General features: G+C 66.9%; 18 protein-coding genes. 9 read left to right on the plus strand and 9 right to left on the minus strand.

Annotated elements, in window-relative coordinates:
* Positions 1-38 precede the first annotated feature (38 nt).
* Positions 39-362 carry a DUF2325 domain-containing protein gene (locus ACE3RX_RS18415; RefSeq protein ID WP_374486422.1) on the minus strand — a complete coding sequence of 108 codons (324 nt, stop codon included), beginning with the start codon at positions 360-362 and terminating at the stop codon, positions 39-41.
* A gap of 377 nt (positions 363-739) precedes the next feature.
* Between ACE3RX_RS18415 and ACE3RX_RS18420 the strand changes: the two genes are divergently transcribed.
* Together ACE3RX_RS18420 and groL are read left to right on the plus strand one after the other, a co-directional pair.
* The gene (locus ACE3RX_RS18420) at positions 740-1,030 is read left to right on the plus strand and encodes a co-chaperone GroES (RefSeq protein WP_079437001.1); all 291 of its coding nucleotides are present in this window, start codon (positions 740-742) and stop codon (positions 1,028-1,030) included.
* Between the two features lie 51 nt (positions 1,031-1,081).
* The gene (gene groL, locus ACE3RX_RS18425; protein ID WP_374486423.1) at positions 1,082-2,716 is read left to right on the plus strand and encodes a chaperonin GroEL; all 1,635 of its coding nucleotides are present in this window, start codon (positions 1,082-1,084) and stop codon (positions 2,714-2,716) included.
* Between the two features lie 72 nt (positions 2,717-2,788).
* On the opposite strand, the gene ACE3RX_RS18430 is transcribed toward groL, so the two are convergent.
* The 3 genes from ACE3RX_RS18430 to ACE3RX_RS18440 form a co-directional block, all read right to left on the minus strand.
* Complete coding sequence (locus tag ACE3RX_RS18430) at positions 2,789-4,003, minus strand: MFS transporter (protein ID WP_374486424.1); 1,215 nt, start codon at positions 4,001-4,003, stop codon at positions 2,789-2,791.
* 14 nt (positions 4,004-4,017) lie between these two features.
* Positions 4,018-5,286 carry a hypothetical protein gene (locus ACE3RX_RS18435; RefSeq protein ID WP_374486425.1) on the minus strand — a complete coding sequence of 423 codons (1,269 nt, stop codon included), beginning with the start codon at positions 5,284-5,286 and terminating at the stop codon, positions 4,018-4,020.
* Positions 5,287-5,404: 118 nt separating this feature from the next.
* On the minus strand, positions 5,405-7,303 hold the full coding sequence (locus tag ACE3RX_RS18440; RefSeq protein WP_374486426.1) for a glucokinase: 1,899 nt from the start codon (positions 7,301-7,303) through the stop codon (positions 5,405-5,407).
* 179 nt (positions 7,304-7,482) lie between these two features.
* Here ACE3RX_RS18440 and ACE3RX_RS18445 point away from each other — a divergent pair, with 179 nt between their 5' ends.
* Genes ACE3RX_RS18445 through ACE3RX_RS18455 form a run of 3 tightly spaced genes read left to right on the plus strand, consistent with a single transcriptional unit; the run spans position 7,483 to position 9,799 of the window.
* Positions 7,483-8,253: a DeoR/GlpR family DNA-binding transcription regulator gene (locus ACE3RX_RS18445; RefSeq protein ID WP_374486427.1), complete on the plus strand. Its 771-nt coding sequence runs from the start codon at positions 7,483-7,485 to the stop codon at positions 8,251-8,253.
* Positions 8,250-9,320 carry an oxidoreductase gene (locus tag ACE3RX_RS18450; RefSeq protein ID WP_374486428.1) on the plus strand — a complete coding sequence of 357 codons (1,071 nt, stop codon included), beginning with the start codon at positions 8,250-8,252 and terminating at the stop codon, positions 9,318-9,320. Before ACE3RX_RS18445 ends, ACE3RX_RS18450 begins: the two co-directional genes overlap by 4 nt.
* A complete protein-coding gene (locus tag ACE3RX_RS18455; protein WP_374486429.1) occupies positions 9,311-9,799 on the plus strand; it encodes a heme-degrading domain-containing protein in 489 nt (162 codons plus the stop codon). The genes ACE3RX_RS18450 and ACE3RX_RS18455 overlap by 10 nt, the downstream gene beginning before the upstream one ends.
* Positions 9,800-9,822: 23 nt before the next feature.
* Here the strand turns inward: ACE3RX_RS18455 and ACE3RX_RS18460 are convergent, their stop codons facing one another.
* The 5 genes from ACE3RX_RS18460 to ACE3RX_RS18480 form a co-directional block, all read right to left on the minus strand.
* Positions 9,823-10,935 carry an ABC transporter ATP-binding protein gene (locus ACE3RX_RS18460; protein ID WP_374486430.1) on the minus strand — a complete coding sequence of 371 codons (1,113 nt, stop codon included), beginning with the start codon at positions 10,933-10,935 and terminating at the stop codon, positions 9,823-9,825.
* Between the two features lie 27 nt (positions 10,936-10,962).
* On the minus strand, positions 10,963-11,835 hold the full coding sequence (locus ACE3RX_RS18465; RefSeq protein ID WP_374486452.1) for a carbohydrate ABC transporter permease: 873 nt from the start codon (positions 11,833-11,835) through the stop codon (positions 10,963-10,965).
* A gap of 1 nt (position 11,836) precedes the next feature.
* Positions 11,837-12,775 (minus strand): carbohydrate ABC transporter permease, encoded by a 939-nt coding sequence (locus tag ACE3RX_RS18470; protein WP_374486431.1) that lies wholly within the window; start codon positions 12,773-12,775, stop codon positions 11,837-11,839.
* Positions 12,776-12,868: 93 nt separating this feature from the next.
* Positions 12,869-14,125: an ABC transporter substrate-binding protein gene (locus tag ACE3RX_RS18475; protein ID WP_374486432.1), complete on the minus strand. Its 1,257-nt coding sequence runs from the start codon at positions 14,123-14,125 to the stop codon at positions 12,869-12,871.
* A gap of 196 nt (positions 14,126-14,321) precedes the next feature.
* Positions 14,322-15,638, minus strand: a complete 1,317-nt coding sequence (locus ACE3RX_RS18480) for a maltoporin (protein ID WP_374486433.1) — start codon at positions 15,636-15,638, stop codon at positions 14,322-14,324.
* Positions 15,639-16,044: 406 nt separating this feature from the next.
* On the opposite strand from ACE3RX_RS18480, the gene zwf reads away from it, so the two are divergent.
* From zwf to ACE3RX_RS18500, 4 genes are all read left to right on the plus strand, one after another.
* Positions 16,045-17,505: a glucose-6-phosphate dehydrogenase gene (gene zwf, locus ACE3RX_RS18485; RefSeq protein WP_374486434.1), complete on the plus strand. Its 1,461-nt coding sequence runs from the start codon at positions 16,045-16,047 to the stop codon at positions 17,503-17,505.
* A gap of 18 nt (positions 17,506-17,523) precedes the next feature.
* A complete protein-coding gene (locus ACE3RX_RS18490; RefSeq protein WP_374486435.1) occupies positions 17,524-18,510 on the plus strand; it encodes a glucokinase in 987 nt (328 codons plus the stop codon).
* A 121-nt stretch (positions 18,511-18,631) separates the two neighbouring features.
* A complete protein-coding gene (locus ACE3RX_RS18495; RefSeq protein WP_374486436.1) occupies positions 18,632-19,879 on the plus strand; it encodes an ROK family transcriptional regulator in 1,248 nt (415 codons plus the stop codon).
* Positions 19,869-21,407 (plus strand): sugar ABC transporter ATP-binding protein, encoded by a 1,539-nt coding sequence (locus ACE3RX_RS18500; protein ID WP_374486437.1) that lies wholly within the window; start codon positions 19,869-19,871, stop codon positions 21,405-21,407. The genes ACE3RX_RS18495 and ACE3RX_RS18500 overlap by 11 nt, the downstream gene beginning before the upstream one ends.
* Positions 21,408-21,454 lie beyond the last annotated feature (47 nt).

Consider the following 21,454-nt stretch of genomic DNA (forward strand, 5'->3'; position numbering starts at 1 on the left):
GATTCGTAGCGTGAATCGCAGCGTTCGCTTCCGTACGCTCACGCATTCGGTTTGCGGTGCTGGCAGAGCGCACAGCTCAGGTCGTCCAGGCGCTCGCGCACCTCGGTGGCGGAGTGCCGGCAGAAAACCATCGGAATGCCCAGGTCTTCGGCCTGCTTGCGCACATTGCGCATCAGCATGTGATTGGCGCGATCGCACATGAAGACCACCAGCCCGGTACGGCGCGACAGTTGGCGCCGGTTCTCGGAAGCCTTGCGGCCGGTCCAATGGTCGATCTGCTTGATGCCGAACTGGTCGGCCACCCGCAGGATTTCACTGCGGATACCTTCGATGCGGTCCGCTCCCACGATCACTGCCTGCATATCGGCGACTCCTTCAAAGCGTGCTGGAGCACGAATGACGTGAGTGTGTCGTGGCCCCGCAGCGCACCAAACCAAATTCTTTCGATATGCATTGCAGCCGGACGGGGCATAAGCACTATTCCATCAGCACAGCTAAGCTATTGAATATTTTGAATTCACGCTCATTCATGAAGACGGAAAAGTGCTGCCATCGAGGCAGGCGCAGAGCATCGCTGTTGAAATTCAAGCAGCGCCAGATACGGCCTCTGGAAGATTTTTGTTAGCAATCAAAGGCGTTGAGTGCTGGCATTGCCCTTGCGATAGGAAAGCCAAGGCCGCAGCCCTGCCATCGCAGGCCGGCCGGATTGTTCAAATCACGCAACGGAGAACTCAGAAAAATGGCTATTCGTCCGCTCTACGACCGCGTCATCGTCAAGCGCCTCGATCCGGAGCGCACCACCGCCAGCGGCATCGTCATCCCCGACAGCGCCGGTGAAAAGCCCGATCAGGGTGAAGTGCTGGCTGTCGGCAACGGCAAGCTGCTCGCCAGTGGCGAGCTGCGTCCGCTGGCCGTCAAGGTCGGCGACCGCGTGCTGTTCGGAAAGTATGCCGGCCAGGCCGTCAAGATCGACGGCAGCGACGCCCTCGTGCTGCGCGAGGAAGACGTCATCGCCATCATCGAAGGCTGATCTTTCAGCCCCGCACCCGACAACTCATAAAGAATCAGGAGCTCTCCACTCATGGCATCCAAGAAAGTCCTCTTCGGCGACGACGCCCGTGCCCGCATCGTCGTCGGCGTCAACATCCTGGCCGACGCGGTCAAGGTCACCCTCGGCCCCAAGGGCCGCAACGTGGTCCTCGAGCGTGCCTTCGGTGCCCCGACCGTGACCAAGGACGGCGTGTCCGTCGCCAAGGAAATCGAGCTGAAGGACAAGTACGAGAACATCGGCGCACAACTGGTGAAGGAAGTCGCGTCCAAGACCTCCGACAACGCGGGCGACGGCACCACCACCGCCACCGTGCTGGCCCAAGCCATCGTGCGTGAAGGCTTCAAGTACGTGGCCGCCGGCTACAACCCCACCGATCTCAAGCGCGGCATCGACAAGGCCGTCGTCGCCATCGTCGAAGAGATCAAGAACATCGCCCGCCCGACCACCACCAGCAAGGAAATCGCCCAGGTCGGCGCCATCTCCGCCAACTCCGATGCCGACATCGGCCAGATCATCGCCGACGCCATCGACCGCGTCGGCAAGTCCGGCGTGATCACGGTGGAAGACGGCAAGTCCCTGGCCAACGAGCTGGACGTGGTGGAAGGCTTGCAGTTCGACCGCGGCTACCTGTCGCCCTACTTCATCAACAACCCGGACAAGCAGATCGCCGCGCTGGACGATCCCTTCATCCTGCTGTTCGACAAGAAGATCTCCAACATCCGCGACCTGCTGCCGGTGCTGGAGCAAGTGGCCAAGGCCGGCCGGCCGCTGCTGATCATCGCCGAGGACGTGGAAGGCGAAGCCCTGGCGACGCTGGTGGTCAACACCATCCGCGGCATCCTGAAGGTTGTCGCCGTCAAGGCGCCGGGCTTCGGCGACCGCCGCAAGGCCATCCTGGAAGACATCGCCATCCTGACCGGCGGCCGCGTGATCGCCGAGGAAGTCGGCCTGACGCTGGACAAGGCCACCCTGGACGACCTCGGCCAGGCCAAGCGCATCGAAGTCGGCAAGGAAAACACCACCGTAGTGGACGGCCTCGGCAGCGCCGACGCCATCAAGGCCCGCGTGGGGATCATCGACGCGCAGATCGCCGAAGCCACTTCCGACTACGACAAGGAGAAGCTGCAGGAGCGCAAGGCCAAGCTGGCCGGCGGCGTGGCAGTGATCAAGGTTGGCGCTGCCACCGAAGTCGAGCTGAAGGAGAAGAAGGCCCGCGTGGAAGACGCGCTGCACGCCACCCGTGCGGCGGTGGAAGAAGGCGTGGTGCCCGGCGGCGGCGTGGCGCTGCTGCGCGCCCGCAAGGCCATCTCCGAACTGAAGGGCGACAACCACGACCAGGATGCGGGCATCAAGATCGTGCTGCGCGCCGTCGAGGAGCCCCTGCGCCAGATCGTCGCCAACGCCGGCGACGAAGCCTCGGTGGTGGTTAACAAGGTCATCGAGGGCGACGGCAACTTCGGCTACAACGCCGGCAATGGCACCTACGGCGACCTCGTCGAGCAAGGCGTGCTCGATCCGGCCAAGGTGACCCGCTCCGCGCTGCAGAACGCCGCGTCCGTGGCGGCGCTGATCCTCACCACCGACGCCATCGTCGCCGAGCTGCCGGACGACAAGCCGGCCGTGCCTCCCGGCCACCATCCGGAAGGCTTCGGCGGCGGCTTCTGATCCGCTGATCACCTCACGGCAGCCCCCCTGCTCGTGACGGCCGGCCCTTCGGGGCCGGCTTTTTTGTGGCCATCAGCCGCTGGGCAAGCAAGCCGTGCGCCGGTGGTGCCGCCGGAGCAGCACGGCGAAGACGGCCCCCAGCGGCACCATCACGCTGGCCGCCAGGCCAAAGACCATCAGCGCACCGCGGGCTTCATAGAGCAGCCCGCCTGCTGAGACGCCGAGCGCCTGGCCGAGGAAGAAGCAGGATGCGAACAGGGACACCGCGGTGCCCCGCACCTGCGGCGCCATCTGGGTTGCGTGGGTCTGCAGGGTGTTGTGGAACATGTAGTAACCCAACCCCAGCAGCGCGCAGGCCGGCACGGCCCAGCCCCACGCCGGGCCGCTGGCGATCAGCAGCCAGGCCAGCGCGATCAGGGCCGCACCGCCAATGGCCAGGCCCAATTCCCCTAGCCACTTCACCAGGCGCCGGGCAAACAGGATGTAGGACAGCCCGCCCAACCCGAACATGCCCATAAGCAAGCCCGCCTGCGACATACTCAGCGCAAAGCGGTCATGCAGGTAGAGCGGCACGAAGGCCAGGCCGCCGAACACGAGCATGCCCTCGACGAAGACCACCGCCAGGATCACCCGTGCCCACGGCACGCCGAACAAGCTCCCCATCTGGGCCACCAACCCGCCCTGCCCGCCCGTGGCGCCAGGCTGCGGGTAGGTCAGCGGATTGCGCCGCGACTCCGTCAGGACGCGCAGGCCAATCACCAGATAGAGCAGACAGACGACGCCGAAGGCCCAGCGCCAGCCCACCGTATCGGTGAGCACCCCGCCGATCAGCTGGCCGGCAATCACTCCGGCGATCTGTCCGCCGATGAAGCGGGCCAGGGTGTGCTGGCGCTCCGCATAGGAGACCTTGTCGCCAATCCAGGCCATCGAGAGCGGAATGATGCCCGCCGCAGCCACCCCGGTGAATACGCGCGCCAGGATCAGCAGGTCGAGGGACGCGGCCAGCGCGGCGCCGAGTGTACCGAGGGTGCACAGCAGGGTGGTCAGCGCGATCAAACGGTACTTGCCGAGGCGGTCGCCCAGGGGCCCGAAGAAAGCCTGCACCAGCCCGTAGGCCACCGCGAAGCCCGACACCACGTGGGCTACCTCGGCCGGCGAGGCGGCGAACTGCCGCGCCAGATCGGGCAACATCGGGTCGCACAAGCGCGCGGAAACAGCACTGGCGAAAGCCGCCGCAGAGAGCAGCAAGATGGGCCGGCGGAGCTCACGGTCGAGGGGAGCGGTCATGATGGGGGTTTTCCTTATCTGGAAGCGAGCGCCAGCCACACGACGGCGAGACAGTAGGCTTGCAGGCAATAGCGCATGTTGCCGCGCGCCAAGGTGCCGGCCGGGACGCCGAAGCGCCCCTGGATGGCGATGTGGATGCCGGACATCGACCCTGCGGCAAGTCCAATGGCCCACGACTCGACGAAGACCAGGGCAAGCAGGTCGGGTTCCGGGTGAAGCGGCGCCAGCCAGGACGCCATGATGGTGATCGAGATCACCACGTGGATACCGAGAATGGACAGCAGGATCATCAGGGCGAGGATGATCGCCGCCTCGAAGGTGCCGAATGCACTGAAAGGCATCCACACGCCGCCGAGGCTGATCAGCGACTGCAAGCCGCTGGCAAAGACCCCGGCCGCCAGAAACAGGATGAGCTCGCCGGACATGCCGGGCAGGCGATCCCTGCCATGGCGGTAGATCGACCGTGCGGCGGCCCTGGGGCCCCGCTCAACGGAGGTCACCGCGCAGACGATCGCCAGCGCAGACAGACTGACGATGGACAGCGCCGCCCACTGCGGAAGCAGCCAATGCCCGGCCGCAACCAGCACGGAGAGCAAGGCCGGCACACGCAGCGCCCGCAGATGCATGGGGTAGCCGACAAAGGTCGCGCTGCTGTTGCCCAGCGCTCTTTCGATATCGCGCACTGCCAGCACCAGCAGCACGGCAGCGAGCGCCGCGCCGATGCCGGCCAGCCGCATTGGATTGGCGCCCGGCGCATTTGTCAGCGCAACCGCGGTGGCCGCAAAGAAGGGCGACCACAGGGCCGCCGCCAAAAAGGCCCGCCCGAGAATCATCGCCTGCTCGGGACGGAGCTTGCCCGTCGCCCTGATCCGCTCGGCCATGATGAAGACCGCGGACAGGTTGATGACCGCCCCCAGCAGATGCACGCCAAGTGCCGTGCGCCACAAGGCCTTTCGCCCTTGCGGCAGCGTCTCGCGGGCGTCCTCCGCCGTATTGAGCAACTGCAGGAAGCTGACCGCCCCGAGCATGCCCAGCAGCGCCGTATTCTGCGTCAGCACACTGAGCCACGCCGGACGCTGACCATTGAACAGACTCACCCCGAAGGCCAGCAGCCCGCAACCCGCCAGCAACACGGCCTGGCGTTTCTGCGCAGCCGGCAGGCGCGGCCACAGGAGCGCTGCTGCCAACCAGGCGCTGGCGCCGGCCCACCCGCTTGGCGGCCCGTGGCCAGTCCCTGTCAATGCAGCCAGCACGATCATCACGGCCAGCAAGGCCGAGGCCAAAGGCTGGCGCCTGAGCAACGTGTGCCGTGTATCCGATTCACGCATCGTCTTGAATTAATACCGACAAGCCTTCCACCCGCGGGAGCCAGGCTGCCGCGGGTGGACCACTCTGCATGCCTTAACTGGCGTGGGAGATCAAATTGCCGAGTCCGCCTGGAGCGGGTGTGCCGACCGCGCCGATCAGGCCTTTACCCAGCTCCCGGTCGGCAGCGGCCGGATCGAGCAGGCGCACGGCGACGCCGACGGCCAGGATGTCGATCATCAGCAGGTGCAGGATGCGCGACACCATCGAGATGTAGCTGGTGCCGTCCTCCGCGTGGTCTACCGCCAGCGCCACGGTGGCCTTGGCGGCCAGCGGCGAATTGCTGGTGGTGATGGCGATGACGCTGGCGCCGGCGGCCAGCGCCAGGTCCACCGCCTGCAGGATGTCGGCCATCGCGCCGGAGCGGGACACCGCCACCACCACGTCGTCCTTGCCGAGCAGCTCCGCCGCCATCATCTGCAGGCGCGAGTCGGAATAGGCCACCGTCGGTATGCGGAAGCGGAAGAACTTGTGCTGGCCGTCGATGGCCACCACCGCCGAGTTGCCCATGCCGTAGAACTCGATGCGCCGCGCCTTCTGCAGCAGCGCGATGGCCTTCTCGACGGCCTCCGGGTCGAGGCTGTCGCGAAAGCGCAGGATCGCCGAGACCGTGTTGTCGAGCACCTTCACCGACAGGTCGGGCGCGGAGTCGCCGAGCCGCACCTGGCTGTGGCGCACCGGCACCGTGCCGCTGATCCCCGAGGCCAGCTTGCGCTTGAACTCGGCCAGACCCTGGAAGCCCAGCGAACGGCAGAAACGGATCACCGTCGGCTGGCTGACTTCCGAATGGCGGGCGATCTCCACGATCGGTTCGTTGAGGAACATGCGCGGCTGGTTGAGCAGGAACTGGGCGACGCGCTGCTCCGCCGGGCTCAGGCTGGCCTTGGCACGGCGGATGTTGCCGAGCATCGGGCTCTCCGACTCGCCGCGCTGCAGGTGGGCGCCGAGGATCGCCGCCACGCCGAGGAAGGCCGGGTTGGCGGCGGTGATCACATAGGTCGGGATCTGCGCCAGGTAGTCGGCAAAGCGGCCCTTGCTCTCGAAGCGCTGGCGGAAGGCCGAACGGTCGAATACCTCCCCGAGGCGCGGCACGATGCCCGCACCGATATAGATACCGCCCACCGCACCGAGCGTCACCGCCACGTCGGCGGCCACCGTGCCGAGCATCGCGCAGAAGCACTCCACCGTCTCGGCGCACAGGCCGGTATCGCCGGACAGCACCGCCTGCACGATGTCCGGCGCGCTGCGGCTCGGAGCCTCGAAACCGTTCCGCGCGGCCAGCGCCCGGTAGATCAGTTCCAGGCCGGGGCCGGACACCAGGCGCTCGGCGGACACGTGGGGCAGTTCCTTCCACGCATACTGCAGGATGAACACCTCACGCTCGTCCGCCGGCGCAAAGCTCACGTGGCCACCTTCCGAACCCAGCGTGATCCAGCGGTCCTCGGCGGGGATCAGCCCCGAAACGCCCAGGCCGGTGCCCGGTCCGATCAGGCCGATCACCGCGTTCTGGCGCGCCTCGCCACCGCCGACCTGGCGGCGCTGCGGGTTGCCGAGATACGGCAGGGACATGGCCAGTGCGGTGAAGTCGTTGACGACCAGCAAGGTGTCCAGGTCCAGGCCACGGCGCGCCTCCTCGATGGAGAACTGCCAGTCCCGGTTAGTCATCTTCACGAAATCGCCGTCGATGGGGTTGGCGATGGCCACCGCCGCATGGCGCGGCCGCAGCCCGCGCAGGCCGGCAAAATAGGCCTGCACCACCGCCACGAAGCCCGGATAGTCCGCACAGGTCAGCACCGCCAGCTGCTCCAGCCGGCCCGGCGCGGTCTCCAGCGCGAAGCGCGCATTGGTCGCCCCCACGTCGGCCAGCAGGCGCGGGCCGCTGTCGTACAGCGCCCCACCCGCTTCGTTGCCCTGCATGTCCCAGCCAGCGGCCATTGCTCCTCCCACGTGCTTCTCCTGTTCGCTGATGCTTTTCAAATCTGGCCGCAAGCATAACGCAAGCAGGCGCCAATACCGTCCGGGCGGATTGTTGCGGCACGTTTTTCACAAAACCGTATACTTCCGCGCAAACACGCACATAAAATTGCGGTCATCTCAGCTATTTTTCGACTCTCATGTTGCCTGCCACCCGTCACCGCGCCCTCCTCCAGCACCTGGGCAACAACGGCCAGGCCGGCATCCTCGAACTCGCTGCCGCGCTCGGTGTATCCGACGACACCATCCGCCGCGATCTGAAACATCTGGAAGCCCAGGGTCTGCTGATCCGCAGCCACGGCGGCGCGGTGCTGGCAGACATGCACGCCTTGCCCCGCACAGCCCGCGATGCGGTACTGCCGGAAGTGAAGGAGGCCCTCGGCCGCGCCGTCGCCGAGGCGATTCCGCCCGGCGCATCCCTGATGCTCGATGCCGGCTCCACGCTGCTGGCCGTCGCGCGGGCGCTGCGCGGGCCGCACCGGGTCGTTACCCATTCGCTGGATGTGGCGCAGGCGCTCAGCACCCGACCCGAGATCACGCTGGTGCTGGCCGGCGGCGAATGGGACGCGCGCCAGCGCCTGTTCCGCGGACCGGCCACGGTAGACACCGTGCGCCGCTACCGCGTCGACCTGGCCATCCTCGGCGCCTGCGCGCTGCACCCGCGCCACGGGCTGACCGCCACCGAAGCCGGCGACGCCGAGGTCAAGCGCGCCATGCTGGCCTGCAGCGACGCCCACTGGCTGGCCACCGACCACCTCAAGTTCGACACCCTCGCACCGCATGCGGTCGCCCCGCTGGACGATTTCACGCGGCTGTTCTGCGACCAGCCCTTCAAAGCCGACTCATCTGCCAGCTTACCCGCCGGCCTCACGCAGACCGCCCTCGACACCACCGGAGAGCCGAACCAATGACGACACCCGCCCAAGCCGTTCCGGTCGCACTGATCGGCTACGGCAATGCCGGCAAAACCTTCCACGCCCCGCTGATCGCCACCACGCCCGGCCTGCGCCTCGCCTGCATCGCCTCCAGCCAGGGCCAGGCCGTCGCTGCCGACTGGCCGGACACCCGCGTCGTGGCCGATCCACTGGCCGCCATCCACGCTCCGGACATCGAGCTGGTGGTCATCGCCAGCCCCAACGACACCCACGCACCGCTTGCTGCCGCGGCGCTCACCGCCGGCAAGCATGTGGTCGTGGACAAGCCCTTCACCGTCGAGCTGGCCGAAGCCCGCGAGCTGATCCGCCTCGCTGAACAGCATGGCCGGCTGCTGTCCGTCTTCCATAACCGCCGCTGGGACGCGGACTTCCTGGCCCTGCGCGCACTGCTCGCCGATGGCCGTCTCGGCCGGCCGACCCAGCTCGAATCCCGCTTCGAGCGCTTCCGCCCGGAAGTGCGCGCCCGCTGGCGCGAGCAGGCTGTGGCCGGCGGCGGCGTGTGGTACGACCTGGGTCCGCACCTCGTCGATCAGACCCTGCAGCTCTTCGGTCTGCCGGACAGCGTGTCGGCGCGCTTCGCCATCCAGCGGGACGGCGCCGAGACGGACGACTGGGCGCAGGTGGACCTGGACTACGGCCAGCTGCAGGTCACGCTACGCGCCTCGATGCTGGTGGCTGGCGGCATGCCGCGCTTCGCCGCCCATGGCACGGCGGGCAGCTGGGTCAAATACGGGCTGGACTGCCAGGAAGACCAGCTCAAGGCCGGCCTGCGCCCCGGCGCGCCCGACTGGGGGCTCGACCCACAAGCGCCCACGGTATATGCCGCCGACGGCTCGATCAGCACGCCACCGCTGCCGCGCGGCGATTACCCGGCCTACTACACCGCCATCCACGCGGCACTGCGGGAGGGCACCCCCAACCCGGTGCCAGCCCACGAAGCCCTGGCCGTGATGGCCGTCATCGACGCCGCCCGGCGCAGCGCCTCAAGCGGCCAGCGCACCGGCCTGGAACTGACTGAACAGGAGCGTGCCTCATGGAACTGAACGAAGAGCTTGCCCGCGTTGCCGCCCAGGAAGCGGCCCTTCGCCTGACCCGCTTCGACGAAGACATTGCGTGGCGCCTTGGTACCCGCCTGCGCGACATGGCTGTGGAGCGCGGGCTGGCCATCGCCATCGAGATCCGCCGTTGCGGACAACTGCTGTTTCACGCCGCGCAGTCCGGCACTACACCGGACAACGCCGACTGGATCCGCCGCAAGGGCAACGTGGTGACGCGCTTCCTGCGCAGCTCCTACGCCATCGGCCTGAGCTTGCAGCAGAAGGGGGGCGATCTGACGAGCCGCTACGGCCTGCCGGCGGCCGACTATGCAAGCCACGGCGGCGCCTTTCCACTCTGCGTGGAAGGCGCCGGCATCATTGGTTTCGTGGCGGTATCGGGCCTGGCCCAGCGCCTCGACCACGAACTGGTGGTCGAGGCGCTGAGTGCCGAACTGGGCTTGAGATATTCCCCGCCGCCTGCCTGAGTCCAAGCAAGGCCGGCGGGGGCTCAGGCGATGCGCTGCTCGCTGGCCGGGTCGAAGAACACCGACTTGGACAGGTCGAACATCAGCTCCATCGACTCGCCCGGCTGGCCCGCATGGGCCGGATGAACGCGGCACACCACGTCTTTGCCGTTGATCGGCACCAGCACCATGGTGTCCGGGCCGGTCGGCTCGGTCAGGCGGATCGGCATCTCGGCGGTCTGGAATTGCGGCAGGCCGAGGCGGGATTCGCTCTTGTGGGTGATCTGCTCCGGGCGGATGCCGAACAGCACTTCCCTGCCCTCCCAGGCCTTCAGCTTGCCGTCGCCCCCCGGCACCGGGAAGACGTGGGTGCGCTGGCCGCTTTCCAGCTTCACGCCGTAGCCGCCACCAACCGCCTCCACCTTTGCCGGAATGAAGTTCATCGACGGCGAGCCCATGAAGCCAGCCACGAAGAGATTCGCCGGGTTGTCGTAAATCTCCTGCGGCGTGCCGAACTGCTGCACCTCGCCGGCCTTCATCACGGCAATCTTGTCGCCGAGGGTCATCGCTTCGATCTGGTCGTGGGTCACATAGACGATGCTGGTGCCCATGCGCTGGTGCAGCAGCTTGATCTCCGTGCGCATCTCGACGCGCAGCTTGGCGTCCAGGTTCGACAGCGGCTCGTCGAACAGGAACAGGGACGGCTCGCGGGAGATCGCCCGGCCCATCGCCACCCGCTGACGCTGGCCGCCGGACAGCTGGGACGGCTTGCGGTCGAGCAGATGGCCGATCTGCAGCGTGTTGGCGACGCGCTCGACGATGCGCGCCTGTTCGGCGGCCGGCACCTTGCGGATCTGCAGACCGAAGGAGATGTTCTCGCGCACCGTCATGTTGGGATACAGCGCGTAGGACTGGAAAACCATCGCGATGTCCCGGTCCTTCGGGCTGAGGTCGTTGACGACCCGGTCGCCGATGCGGATCTCGCCGGAGGTCACGCTGTCCAGGCCGGCGATCATCGACAACAGCGTCGACTTGCCGCAGCCGGACGGGCCGACCAGGATCAGGAACTCGCCCTTGTCGATCTCGAGGTCGATGCCCTTCAGGATCTCGTTGCCGTGATAGGACTTGCGCACGTTGCGGATGGATAAAGCGCCCATTTTCGTCTCACTCCTGTATTTGTCTTGTCAGCCCTTGACCGCACCGGCGGTCAGGCCACGCACGAAGTACTTGCCGGCAACGATGTACACCAGCAGGGTCGGCAGCGCCGCGATGATGGCGGCGGCCATGTCCACGTTGTATTCCTTGACCCCGGTGGAGGTATTCACCAGGTTGTTCAGCGCCACGGTGATCGGCTGGCGGTCGCCGGACGAGAACACCACGCCGAACAGGAAGTCGTTCCACACCTGGGTGAATTGCCAGATCACGCTGACCACGATGATCGGCACCGACAGCGGCAGGATGATGCTGAAGAAGATGCGCAGAAAACCGGCGCCGTCGATCTTGGCCGCCTTCACCAGCTCATCCGGGATCGTCACGTAGTAGTTGCGGAAGAACAGCGTCGTGAAGGCCGCGCCATACACCACATGCACGAAGACCAGGCCAAGGGTCGAGTTGGCAATGCCCAGCGCGCCGAGGGTCTGGGCCATCGGCAGCAGCACCACCTGGAAGGGGATGAAGCAGCCGATCATCAGCATGCCGAACACCAGGTCGCTGCCGCGGAAGCGGTACATGGTCAGCGCGTAGCCGTTGAAGGCGCCGATCATCGTCGAGATCACCACCGCCGGCACAACGAAGGACACCGAGTTCCAGAAAAAGCCCTTGAGGCCTTCGCATTGCACGCCGGTGCAGGCCGAATCCCAGGCCTTCACCCAGGCGTCGGAGCGGAACTCGCCGGGCAGCGACAGCAGGTTGCCGGCGCGAATCTCGTCGAGGCTCTTCAGCGAGGTGGACAACATCACGAACAGCGGCATCAGGTAGTACAGGCACACCAGCGCCAGCAGCCCGTAGATGATGAAGCGGCCAAGCTTAGAGGCGCCCGCGGTGTGAGCAACAGACATGTCAGCCATGGCGGGACCTCCGCATTTCCGAATACATGAAGGGAACGATGACGGCCACCACGATCATCAGCATCATCATCGCGCTGGCGGCACCGAGGCCGATCTGGTTGCGCGTGAAGGCGAAGGAGTACATGAAGGTCGCCGGCAGGTCGCTGGAGAAGCCCGGGCCGCCGTTGGTCAGGGCCATCACCAGGTCGAAGCTCTTAACCGCGATATGGGCCAGGATCATGAAGCTGGAGAAGAACACCGGGCGCAGGCTCGGGATGATGATGCGGCGGTAGATCGTCGGCATCGAGGCGCCGTCCACCTGGGCCGCCTTGATGATCGAGTCGTCGATGCCGCGCAGGCCGGCCAGGAACAGCGCCATCACGAAGCCCGACGACTGCCACACGGCGGCGACGATCACGGTGTAGATGGACCATTCCGGATCGATCAGCCAGTCGAAGGTGAAGTTCGTGAAGCCCCAGTCGTGCACCAGCTTCTCGATGCCGAACTCCGGGTTGAGGATCCACTTCCAGGCCGTACCAGTAACGATGAAGGACAGCGCCATCGGGTACAGGTAAATCGAGCGGATGAAGCCCTCGGCGCGGATCTTCTGGTCCAGCAGCACTGCCAGCAGCAGGCCGACGGCCAGGCAGATGACGATGAAGCCGCCGCCGAACACGGCCAGGTTGGACAGGGCCTGCCACCAACGCTCGTTGTCGAACAGGGCCTCGTACTGGGCCAGGCCGGCAAACTCGTAGTTCGGCAGCAGGCGCGAGGGGGTCAGGGAGAGCACCGCGGTCCACAGGATGTAGCCATACACGAAGACCAGGGAGCACACGAAGGTAGGCGCCACCACCAGCTTCGGCAGCCACGCATCCAGGGTGTCGCACCATCGGCAGCGCCGGGCAGGCCGGGCCGCCGGAGCGGTGGTTGAAGAAAGCACCGTCGCGTTCATTTGTCGTCCTCCACCCCGTCCGCGGCGCTGCCGCGGCGGGATCTGTTATCACGGGCCCGGCTCGTTCGTGGCCGGGCCGTTCTTGCTGCGCTGTTACCGGACCTTCGCGGCCAGGGCCAGCTTGTCGGCGGCGGCCTTGGGCGTCATCGTGTGGCTGTTGAAGAACTGGGTCACCACGTCCTGGATCGCCCCGGCGGTCGCTGCCGGCACCGCCATCTGGTGGGCGATGCTGGGCACCAGCCCGCCGCTCTTGGCGCTGGCGGTGAAGTCGGCGGCGGACTGCTTGGCACAGTCGTCGAACTTGGCGAGGTCCATGCCCTGGCGGGCCGGGATCGAACCCTTGTTGAGGTTGAAGACTTCCTGGAACTCGGGGCTCATCACCGCGGTGGCGAGGTCCTGCTGGCCCTTCTTCGCGTCGGCCGACTTCTGCGTGAACATCACCAGACTGTCGATGTTGAAGGTGAAGGCGTTGGCGGAGCCCGGCGCCGGCAGGCACACGTAGTCCTTGCCGGGCTTCTTGCCGGCGGCGCTGAACTCGCCCTTGGCCCAGTCACCCATGAACTGCATCGCCGCCTTGCCGTTGATGACCATCGCGGTGGCCAGGTTCCAGTCCCGGTTGGCGGCGTCCTTGTCGATGTACTTGCGCACCATCTGCAGGGTTTCCAGCGCCTTGATCATCGTCGGGCCCTTCAGCGAGGCCTGGTCCAGGTCCACCAGCGCCTTCTTGTAGAAGGCCGGACCGCCAACGCCCATCACCACCGATTCGAACACCGTGAAGTCCTGCCAGGGCTGGCCGCCGTGGGCCACCGGGATGAAGCCGGCCTTCTGCAGCTTTTCGGCGGCAGCAGGAAATTCGTCCCAAGTCTTGGGAATCGCCACCCCGGCCTTCTTGAAGACTTCCGGGTTGGCCCACATCCAGTTCACGCGGTGTACATTCACCGGCACCGCCACGTAATTGCCCTTGTACTTCATCACGTTGGCCACGACGGGCGGCAGCAGGCCATCCCAGTTACCGGCCTTGGCCACATCGTTCATGTTGGCCAGCACGCCTTCTGCGCCCCACTCCTGGATGCTCGGCCCCTTGATCTGCGCCGCGGTCGGCGGGTTGCCGGAAACCACGCGGGACTTCAGCACGGTCATCGCGTTCTCGCCACCGCCGCCGGCCACCGCGAAGTCCTTCCACTTGTGGCCCTTGGCCTCGAGCATCTTCTTCAGTTCGGCCACCGAGCGGGCCTCGCCGCCGGCGGTCCACCAGTGCAGCACTTCCACATCGGCGGCCTGGGCGCCGGCCGCGGCCAGCAGGGAGGTGGTCATCAGCGCGGCGTGCAGGGTCTTGATCAGGGTCTTCATCGCTCTTCCTCCTGAGGAAGCAGATTCATTCTTGAGTATGGCCCGGCGGGCCGTGGCGACAAGCGGTCGCTGAGCCTGCCGGGATTTTCGCGATCACATCACAAAACGGTGTCCGGATCTGCCGGGGATAACACGGAGGGCGCACTAGGGAGAGGGGAAGACACCCTCCGCGCCACCCCCGGCGAGCCGGACCCGATCACCACCAGGCTTCGGCCTGGATGCCGAAGGTGCTGCCGTTGGTGGAAGAACCGAACACACCCGTCGCCGACAGCGTATCCCCGGCCGGCGCAGCGGCCTGGGCGGCGTCGTTCCACTTGGCGTAGGTGTAAAAAGCCCGCAACGCAGGGCGGGAGAAAAACTGGCGCCCCGCCGAGATCTGCGGTGCGATGGTGATCTTGTTCAGCGTGCGGCGGTCGCCGCCGTCCGGCTTCACTTCGTCGTGGCCGAAATCCACCGCCAGGCTCCACTTGTCGTTGAAGTGGTACTGGGGACGGGCGCCGTAGGAAATCCACTTCTGCTTGCCGATCTGGTCTTCGTAGACAAAGGTGCCCATGCCGGTCCAGTTGGTGCCTTCCGGCTGCACCATCAGCTGCTCGACGACGCGCCAGGCCTTGTCGCTGCTGCTCGCGCCGAAGGCCGGCGCGCCCGGCGACAGGTTGGCAACCACGCCACGGCCGTACTGCAGCGCGATCCGGTTGAAGCCGCCGAGCACGTTGTTCTGGGTGTGCATCAGGTTGTAGAGCTGGCCGTTGGCGTTGCTGATGCCGGCGGCCTTGGCAGCGTCGGAGTTGTCGGCGAAGCGGAAGTCGACGCCGATGGTCAGCTCACCGCCCGGATTGACCGGGATGCCGCCGAGGCGGAAGTCGTGGCCGCTGATCGCCGAGGTGCTGTTCACGTCAACCAGGCGGGTCTTGGTGAGACCGTCGTTCGGGTCGAGGTAGAACTCGGTCTTCGAGCCGGTCTTCACCGCGCCGCTATTGCGCCGGTAAGCGTAGCTCAGCTTGCCGACGCCCACATCGACGTTCTCGATGCCGCCGCCGTTGCCGCTGTTGTTCCAGAAATAGAAGTCGGTGATGTGTACATCGTTACGCTGGTAGAAGCGCTTGCCGGCCCACAGGCGGGCGTTGGCGAAGGCACCGCTGCCGATCTTGTCGGCCTCGGCCCAGGCTTCCGCCCAGCTGGTGGTCGTGCTGCCTGAGTCCAGGTCCTGCGGCGCATTGATCGCCAGGCGGGTATGCACGCGGAAGGTCGTCTCGCTGTTCGGCATCTTGTAGAGCTGGGCACCCAGCGCCAGCTCGCCGTAGGTCTCGCATTCGTTGCCGAGACGGTACTTGGATGCGGCACCGGCCAGCTTGAAGCAGGTCTGCTGCCCGCCCTTCGACGTTCCACCCGTGCCGGCGCGGAAGTAGCCGTTGAAATCGATCGGTACCGAACCGTCCGCCATCGCGCTGCCGCTGAGGGCCGCCAGCACGCTGGCTGCCAGCAGGGACGGGTTGATCATTTTCTGCTTCATGTCTCCTCCAGTTTTCTCACTTGGTTTTCAAAGCCGACCATTACATCCACCGCGGGCTGCCCCAACTTCAGGCCAACGGCCGGAACCCCTCTTTTCCGATCACCCGTGAAGTGAATGTAGTTTTGTTTAACTGGATTCGAGTGTAGTTAAGCTACAAACAAAACACAAGCGAGATTAAACAAAATCTTTGCACAACCCGCCATTACATATTGAATCCCCAGTATTAAAGCGCCCTTACACAGATGCGCAGCAGAAAAGATCTCACCGCAAAGCCTGTTCGCGACTACAAAAATGAACTCACTAATTTATCTACAAATAAAATATTCTTGCTTTTCCGTACTTTTACTACATACTAGATAAAACAACGCGACGCTCTCATGCATCGCACGCACATGAAGGAACGGAGATGCGGGATATCAAGGAACTCGACCTGGTGCTGTTTGGCGGCACCGGCGACCTGGTGATGCGCAAGCTGCTGCCGGCGCTCTATCACCTGCAGAAGGACGGCCTGCTGCCCGTCGGCGCGCGGCTCGTCGCGGTGGCGCGGGAAACGCTCGACACGCCGGCTTACGTGGAGATCGCCACGCGCAACTGCGAGCAGTATCTAGGCGCAGATTTCGACACGGCGGAATGGGCCCGCTTCTGCGAGCGGATCGATTACCTGGCCATCGACGCCCTCGAGCCGGCCAGCTACGCCGCTCTTGCCGAGCGCCTCGGCGAAGCGGCATCCCGCGAGCGGGTGTACTACCTATCCACCTCACCGAGCCTGTTTGCCGCCACCTGCCGCAACCTGGCCGGTGCCGGGCTGATCCACGGCCGCAGCCGGGTGGTGCTGGAGAAGCCCCTCGGCCACGACCTCGCCTCGTCCCGCCAGATCAACGACGAGGTGGGCCGCTATTTCGGTGAAGACCAGATCTACCGCATCGACCACTACCTGGGTAAGGAGCCGGTGCAGAACCTGCTGGCCCTGCGCTTCGGCAACGCGCTGTTCGAGCCCCTGTGGCGGCGCGAATGGGTGCGCGACGTGCAGATCACCGTCGCCGAGCAGCTTGGCGTGGAATCCCGCGGCGACTTCTACGACAAGGCCGGCGCGATGCGCGACATGGTGCAGAACCACCTGCTGCAGCTCTTGTGCATCGTCGCCATGGAACCGCCCGCCTCCATCGCCGCCGACGCGGTGCGCGACGAGAAACTGAAGATCCTGCGCGCGCTGCGCCCGATCAGCGGCCCGGCCGTGTCCACCCGCACCGTGCGCGGCCAGTACCGCGCCGGCGCAAGCGGCGGCCAGCCGGTGCCCGGCTACCTGCAGGAACAGGGCATTCCGCCGGACAGCCGTACCGAAACCTTCGTCGCCATCAAGGCCGAGGTGGACACCTGGCGCTGGGCCGGCGTGCCCTTCTACCTGCGTACCGGCAAGCGCATGCAGGAGAAGGTGGCCGAGATCGTCATCAACTTCCGCGCCGTCCCCCACTCGATCTTCGGCGCCCCGGCCGACACCGCCCACACCAACCGGATGGTGATCCAGATGCAGCCCGAGGAGACCGTGCAACTGCACCTCTTCGCCAAGCAGCCCGGCGACGTGATCCAGCTGCGTCCGGTGCACCTCAACCTGGATTTCGCCGAGACCTTCCGCACCCGCCGGCTGGAAGCCTACGAGCGCCTGCTGATGGACGTGATGCGCGGCAACCTGACCCTGTTCGTGCGCCGCGACGAGCAGGAAGCCGCTTGGTCGTGGGTCGAACCGATCATGGACGCCTGGCGCGACGGCGGCGAAGCGCCCAAACCCTACACCGCCGGCACCTGGGGCCCGGCCGCAGCGAGCGCCCTGCTCGGCCGCGACGGCTTCAACTGGCACGAAGAACTGTAAGCCCCGGAGCCCGACACCATGACGACTCCCGCTCCCGACCTGATCGGCGACATCGGCGGCACCAACGCCCGCTTCGCGCTGGTGCGCACCCCCGGCGCCCCGTTCAGCGACGTGCTGACCCTGCCCTGCGCAGATTACGACACGCCCGCCGCCGCGATCCGCCACTACATGGCGCAGGTCGGCGTGGCCCGCCTGCGGCGCGCCGCCATCGGCATCGCCAACCCGGTGACCGGTGACGAGGTGCGCATGACCAACCACCATTGGTCCTTCTCCATCGCAGCCCTGCGCGCCGCCCTCGACTTGCTGCAGCTGCGCGTGCTCAACGACTTCACCGTGCTGGCCCTGGCCCTGCCGACGCTGGCGGCGGACGAGCTGGAGCAGATCGGCGACGGCACACCGGACCTCCACGCCCCGCGCGCCTTGATCGGTGCCGGCACCGGCCTGGGTATCTCCGGACTGGTGCCCTGTGGCGACGATTTCATCCCCCTCAACGGCGAGGGCGGCCACGTCACGCTGGCCGCCAGCGACAGCCGCGAGGCCGAGATCGTGGCCCTGCTCGGGCAGCGTTTCCCGCATGTGTCGGCCGAGCGCGTGCTGTCCGGCCCCGGCCTCGAAGCACTCTACGAGGCGGTGACGCGCCGCCACGGCGTGGCAACCGAAGCGCTCAGCGCCGCCGCCATCAGCACCCGCGGCCTCGACGGCAGCTGCGCCTACTGCGCCGAGAGCCTGGAAATCTTCTGCGCCATGCTCGGCACCGTCGCCGCCAACCTGGCCCTGGTGCTCGGCGCCCGCGGCGGGGTGTACATCGGCGGCGGCATCGTCCCCAAGCTCGGCAGCTACTTCGCCAATTCGCCCTTCCGTGCCCGCTTCGAGCAGAAGGGGCGCTTCAGCGACTACCTGGCGCGCATCCCCACCTATGTGATCCGCGCGCCTTACCCCGGCCTCGCCGGTGCGGCCCGTGCGCTGGAGCGCGACGCGCCGGGCTACGTCGCCACGGCGCCCTGATCCAACCGCCGCGCAGCCCAACGGGGGCTGCGCGGCCTTGAAGCCCACGGGGCCTCACGCCACCTCCGGCCGATTAATTAAACCAGCCTGATTTAACAAACAGCGGGACGAGGAGACCACCATGCACAACCCCCGCGCCGGCCGCGGCCGCAACTCGATCCGCCTGCGGCGCTACAACGAACGCCTGCTGCTGCAGGCCCTGCGCCGCGGCGGCCAGGCCTCCAAGGCCGACCTGGCCCGCGCCACCGGCCTCACCAACACAGCAGTCGGCACCATCATCCAGGCCCTTGAAGAAGCCGGCCTCATTGAATTCACCGGCCGCCGGGCGGAAGGCCAGCGCGGCCAGCCTGCCTCCCTGATCCGCCTCAATCCGAAGGGCGCATTCGCCATCGGCGTGCGCCTCGACCGGGACAGCATCGAGACCGCCCTGCTCGACTTCGGCGGCCACATCCTGGCCCGCCGCGTCCATCACCGGGTGCTGCCGCCGCCGCAGGAAGCGCTGGCCATCGTCGCCGCCGACGTGGACGCCGTGCTCGCCACCCTCGGTGACAGCGAACGGCGCCGCCTCACCGGCATCGGCGTCGCCCAACCCTACAACCTGGGCGCCTGGCTGCGCGAGCTGGACATGGCCGAGGCCCACTTCCACGACTGGGACGACTACGACTTCGCCTACGAACTCGGCGAAGCCAGCGGCCTGCCGGTCTTCAGCGAAAACGACGGCAACGCCGCCGCCATCGCCGAGCTGTTCCATGGCTGCGGCCAGGACCGCGACGACTTTTTGTACATCTTCCTCGGCCCGGTCATCGGCTGCGGCATTGCGCTGGATGGCGACTGCCTGCGCGGCACCCAGGGCAACGCAGGCGACATCGCGGTGATGCCCGTGCCAGCCGGTCGCCTGGCCTCCAGCCCGCGTCCCGCCGGCGCCTGGGACCTACTGCTGTCCCGCGCCTCGCTGCATGCGCTGGCCCGCCACCTGCGCCACTGGGGCGCCGCCGCCGAATCCCTCGACGATCTGGCCGAGTGCGTGCGGCAGCGCCACCCCGCCGTCGAGGAATGGCTGGACGACTGTGTCGATGCGCTGGCGCCGGTGCTGCGCGCCAGCCTGTGCCTGCTCGACCTGCCCGCCGTCGTGGTGGATGCCGACATCGACGCCGGCCTGGTGGACGCGCTGATCCAGCGCCTGCGCCGCGCCCTCGCCGCCAACGCGCCGGAAGCCCGCGGCGTGCCCGAGCTGGTGCGCGGCAGTTTCGGCTCCGACGCCGGCGCCATAGGCGCCGCCAGCCTGCCCCTGTTCTTCAACTTCTCCCCGCGCACCGAAATCCTGCGCCGGGACGCCCACCGTTCGGAGGAGATGCACCATGAGCAATGACGCCCGCCCCATCCTCGAGATGCGGCATATCTCGAAGACCTTCCCCGGGGTCAAGGCCCTCAAGGACGTGCAGTTGTCGATCCGCGCCGGTGAGATCCACTCGCTGATGGGCGAGAACGGCGCCGGCAAGTCCACGCTGATGAAGATCCTGTCCGGTGCCTACGTGCCCGATGCGGGCGCCGAGATCCGGGTCGATGGCAAGGCCGTGAGCATCGAAGGCCCGCTCTCCGCCAAGGCCCTCGGCATCGCGGTGATCTACCAGGAGCTGAGCCTGTGCCCCAATCTCAGCGTTGCCGAGAACATCTACCTGGGTCGTGAGCTGCGCCGCCACGGGCTGGTGGACCGCAAGGCGATGCAGGCCGCCTGCGCCGGCATCCTGCGTCGCCTCGGCGCCAGCTTCGGGCCCGCCACCGAAGTGGCCAGCCTGTCCATCGCCGAACGCCAGCTTGTGGAGATCGCCCGCGCCCTGCACGCCGAGGCACGCATCCTGGTCATGGACGAGCCGACCACGCCGCTGTCCTCGCGGGAGACCGACCGCCTGTTCGCGCTGATCCGCCAGCTGCGCGCCGACGGCCTGGCGATCATCTACATCAGCCACCGCATGTCGGAGATCTACGACCTGTCCGACCGGGTCTCGGTACTGCGCGACGGCACTTACGTCGGCACGCTGGAACGCGCGGCCCTGTCCGCCGAGAGCCTGGTGCAGATGATGGTCGGCCGCGACCTGTCCGGCTTCTACACCAAGGAACACGCTGCCTACGACCCCGGCCGCGTGGTGCTGGCGGCCCGCCACATCGGCGACGGCAAGCGCGTGCGCGACTGCAGCTTCGACGTGCATGCCGGCGAGGTGCTCGGCATCGCCGGGCTGGTCGGCGCCGGCCGCACCGAGCTGGCTCGCATGGTGTTCGGCGCCGATCAGCGCAGCAGCGGCGAGATCCACATCGACGGCGTGCCGGTGGACGTCCGTACGCCCCTCGACGCGATCCGCGCCGGCCTGGTGTACCTCACCGAGGACCGCAAGGCCCAGGGCCTGTTCCTCGACATGAGCGTGCGCGACAACATCAACGTGTGCGCCTGCAGCCTCGACGCCCACCCCGGCGGCCTGCTCGACCGGGCCCGCGGCAAGGCCCGCGCGGCCGCCGCCATCGCCTCGCTGGGCATCCGCGTCGGCGACGCACGCCGCAACGTCGGCGCCCTGTCCGGCGGCAACCAGCAGAAGGTGCTGCTGTCGCGCCTGCTGGAGATCAAGCCCCGCGTGCTGATCCTCGACGAACCGACCCGCGGCGTGGACATCGGCGCCAAGTCGGAGATCTACCGGATCATCAACGAGCTTGCCCAGAGCGGCGTGGCCATCGTCGTCATCTCCAGCGAACTGCCCGAGATCGTCGGCACCGCCGACCGGGTGCTGGTGATGCGCGAAGGCGAGCTGGTCGCCGAACTGGGCGGCCACTCCGGCGAGCCCATCGAGCAGGCCACCATCATCGAATACGCCACCGGCGCCCGCCAGACCCTGCTGGCCGCCGCCTGAGCCCCAAAAAAACACCACAACAGATCCACCTCGACCGAGGAGACATC

The organism is Zoogloea sp. (assembly GCF_041914405.1).
Lineage (GTDB): Bacteria > Pseudomonadota > Gammaproteobacteria > Burkholderiales > Rhodocyclaceae > Zoogloea.

Excerpts from the sequence above, each read along its gene's own strand:
- ACE3RX_RS18415 (WP_374486422.1), bottom strand. The coding sequence starts at position 362 with ATGCAGGCAGTGATCGTGGGAGCGGACCGCATCGAAGGTATCCGCAGT.
- ACE3RX_RS18420 (WP_079437001.1), top strand. The coding sequence starts at position 740 with ATGGCTATTCGTCCGCTCTACGACCGCGTCATCGTCAAGCGCCTCGAT.
- groL (WP_374486423.1), top strand. The coding sequence starts at position 1,082 with ATGGCATCCAAGAAAGTCCTCTTCGGCGACGACGCCCGTGCCCGCATC.
- ACE3RX_RS18430 (WP_374486424.1), bottom strand. The coding sequence starts at position 4,003 with ATGACCGCTCCCCTCGACCGTGAGCTCCGCCGGCCCATCTTGCTGCTC.
- ACE3RX_RS18440 (WP_374486426.1), bottom strand. The coding sequence starts at position 7,303 with ATGGCCGCTGGCTGGGACATGCAGGGCAACGAAGCGGGTGGGGCGCTG.
- ACE3RX_RS18445 (WP_374486427.1), top strand. The coding sequence starts at position 7,483 with ATGTTGCCTGCCACCCGTCACCGCGCCCTCCTCCAGCACCTGGGCAAC.
- ACE3RX_RS18450 (WP_374486428.1), top strand. The coding sequence starts at position 8,250 with ATGACGACACCCGCCCAAGCCGTTCCGGTCGCACTGATCGGCTACGGC.
- ACE3RX_RS18455 (WP_374486429.1), top strand. The coding sequence starts at position 9,311 with ATGGAACTGAACGAAGAGCTTGCCCGCGTTGCCGCCCAGGAAGCGGCC.
- ACE3RX_RS18460 (WP_374486430.1), bottom strand. The coding sequence starts at position 10,935 with ATGGGCGCTTTATCCATCCGCAACGTGCGCAAGTCCTATCACGGCAAC.
- ACE3RX_RS18465 (WP_374486452.1), bottom strand. The coding sequence starts at position 11,835 with ATGTCTGTTGCTCACACCGCGGGCGCCTCTAAGCTTGGCCGCTTCATC.
- ACE3RX_RS18470 (WP_374486431.1), bottom strand. The coding sequence starts at position 12,775 with ATGAACGCGACGGTGCTTTCTTCAACCACCGCTCCGGCGGCCCGGCCT.
- ACE3RX_RS18475 (WP_374486432.1), bottom strand. The coding sequence starts at position 14,125 with ATGAAGACCCTGATCAAGACCCTGCACGCCGCGCTGATGACCACCTCC.
- ACE3RX_RS18480 (WP_374486433.1), bottom strand. The coding sequence starts at position 15,638 with ATGAAGCAGAAAATGATCAACCCGTCCCTGCTGGCAGCCAGCGTGCTG.
- zwf (WP_374486434.1), top strand. The coding sequence starts at position 16,045 with ATGCGGGATATCAAGGAACTCGACCTGGTGCTGTTTGGCGGCACCGGC.
- ACE3RX_RS18490 (WP_374486435.1), top strand. The coding sequence starts at position 17,524 with ATGACGACTCCCGCTCCCGACCTGATCGGCGACATCGGCGGCACCAAC.
- ACE3RX_RS18495 (WP_374486436.1), top strand. The coding sequence starts at position 18,632 with ATGCACAACCCCCGCGCCGGCCGCGGCCGCAACTCGATCCGCCTGCGG.
- ACE3RX_RS18500 (WP_374486437.1), top strand. The coding sequence starts at position 19,869 with ATGAGCAATGACGCCCGCCCCATCCTCGAGATGCGGCATATCTCGAAG.